At 63.8% G+C, this 1,940-nt stretch carries 2 protein-coding genes; both read right to left on the bottom strand.

The window, feature by feature from the left end:
• Positions 1 to 22 precede the first annotated feature (22 nt).
• The gene (gene tnpC, locus NKJ15_RS32855; protein ID WP_352819841.1) at positions 23 to 1,627 is read right to left on the bottom strand and encodes an IS66 family transposase; all 1,605 of its coding nucleotides are present in this window, start codon (positions 1,625 to 1,627) and stop codon (positions 23 to 25) included.
• Between the two features lie 73 nt (positions 1,628 to 1,700).
• A partial coding sequence (tnpB, locus tag NKJ15_RS32850) for an IS66 family insertion sequence element accessory protein TnpB (protein ID WP_352819839.1) occupies positions 1,701 to 1,940 on the bottom strand: 240 nt, incomplete at its 5' end.

The raw sequence follows: 1,940 nt of genomic DNA, 5'->3' as shown, positions 1-1,940 counted from the left end.
GTAAGCGGGTAGCTGATGCCGTTCAGCGATGGTAGTTCCAAGGCATGAGCGCCTCGATAGCGCTGTTTGGCCAGCCATTGGCGATGCGCTCGAGGGTCTGGGTGAGCCAGGCGTGCGGATCGACCTGGTTCATCTTGGCGGTGGTCAGCAGCGTGGCGATGGTGGCCCATGTCCGTCCGCCGCCGTCGCTGCCAGCGAAGAGGCTGTTCTTTCGGGTAATTGTCTGTGGCCTGATGGCGCGCTCGACGGTGTTGGAGTCGATTTCGATGCGGCCGTCGGTGAGGAAGCGCTCGAGCGCGGCACGCCGGCCGAGCGCATAGCGGATCGCCTCGGCGGGCTTCGATTTTCCCGACAGCTTCGGCAGCTCCTTTTCCCACAGCGCAAAGAGAGCGGCAACGACGGCGGCGGATTTCTCCTGACGCGCAGTTATCCGTACTGCCGGGTCCTGGCCGCGTACGGCCTCCTCGGCGGCCCACAGTGGGGCCATCTGCGCCACCGTCTGCGAGGCGATAACGGAGGAGCCTGCGGCATGCAGTTCGTAGAACTTGCGCCGCACGTGCGACCAGCACGCCGCCAGCGTCACGCCGTCGTTGCCCCGATCGGATCGGGCCAGCCGGTTATAGGCCGCGTATCCGTCGACTTGCAGGATGCCGCGATAGCCGTCCAGATGACGGGCGACACATTCGCCGGCGCGGCTGTCCTCGAAGCGATAGACAACAATGGGCGGTCCACTGCCGCCAAAGGGCCGATCATCGCGGACATAGGTCCAGAGGTAGGCCGTCTTGGCCTTGCCAGATCCCGGCGCCAGCGTTGGCAGCGTGGTCTCATCGGCGAAGACCCGCTCCCCCTGCTTGATGCGGGTCAGTGCGTAATCGGCGAGCGGCTCGAGCTCGAAGCCGAGCTTGCCCATCCACTGCGCCATCTGTGACCGGTCGATCTCGACCTGATCGCGGGCATAGATCGCTTCCTGGCGGTAGAGCGGCAGGCCATCGGCGTATTTCGACACCGCGATCTGCGCCAGCAGCGCTTCGGTCGGAATGCCGCTTTCGATGATGCGGGCGGGCGCGGCTGCCTGGATGACGCCGTCCCAACCCTTGTAGGCATATTTGGGGCGACGCGTAACGATCACCCGGAACTTCGCCGGGGTGACATCGAGCCGTTCGGAGACGTCCTCGCCGATCAGGATCTTTTCCAGCGCTTCGCAGCCAGCAGGCGTTTCGGGCTCGATGACCACCTCGACCCGTTCGAGATGGGCCGCAAAGCCTTTGCGAGGGCGCGGGGCGCGCTTCGCTTTCGAGCCGCCCGCAGACTTCTCCATCTGCGCTTGGATGGCCGCCACGCCGGTTTCGATCTCGTCGAAGACCAGAGCGTACTGCTCCTCGCTCAGCGCACCGGCCCGTAACCTTTCGGAGCGGCTGCCGAAGCGCGACCGCTCCAGCATCTTCACCACCGCCGTCAGTCGTGCGATCCGCTCCTCGGCGCTCTTGTTGACCAACTCGAGATGCGTATTGTGGGCTTCGAGATCGGCATTACGCTCTTCCAGACCGGCGGCTTTTTCGGCCATGGCAACAACCATCGCCTTGAGCGCGTCAACGTCGTCCGGGAGCGCGAGATCGGGTGCCGACATGGCCAAAATCAGAGCATATTCGCGGGCAATTTTCCCGCGTTTTCAGCCCCCTGATTCATCATGCCGCAGGGTTTTACCCAACCGATTGCGGCCGCCTGACGGTCTCCGTTCGAACCCGTTTCCAGTCCATTCCGTCAACCAGAGCCATGAGCTGAGCATGATTGAGCTGGACCCGGTGGTGGCCGATCCGCGGCCAGCAGAACTTCGCCTCATCCAGCCGCTTGGCATAAAGACACACGCCGCTGCCGTCCCACCAGACGATCTTGATCCTGTCCGCTCTTTTGGCGCGGAATACATAAAGTGCGCCGTTGAA

The organism is Mesorhizobium sp. M0207 (assembly GCF_040321995.1).
Taxonomy (GTDB): Bacteria; Pseudomonadota; Alphaproteobacteria; order Rhizobiales; family Rhizobiaceae; genus Mesorhizobium.
Note: the sequence above shows the minus strand (reverse complement) of the source record. Positions and strands in the feature narration are given on the sequence as shown.

Bases quoted from the DNA above. Each gene is read 5' to 3' on its own strand.
- tnpC (WP_352819841.1), bottom strand. From the start codon at position 1,627: ATGTCGGCACCCGATCTCGCGCTCCCGGACGACGTTGACGCGCTCAAG.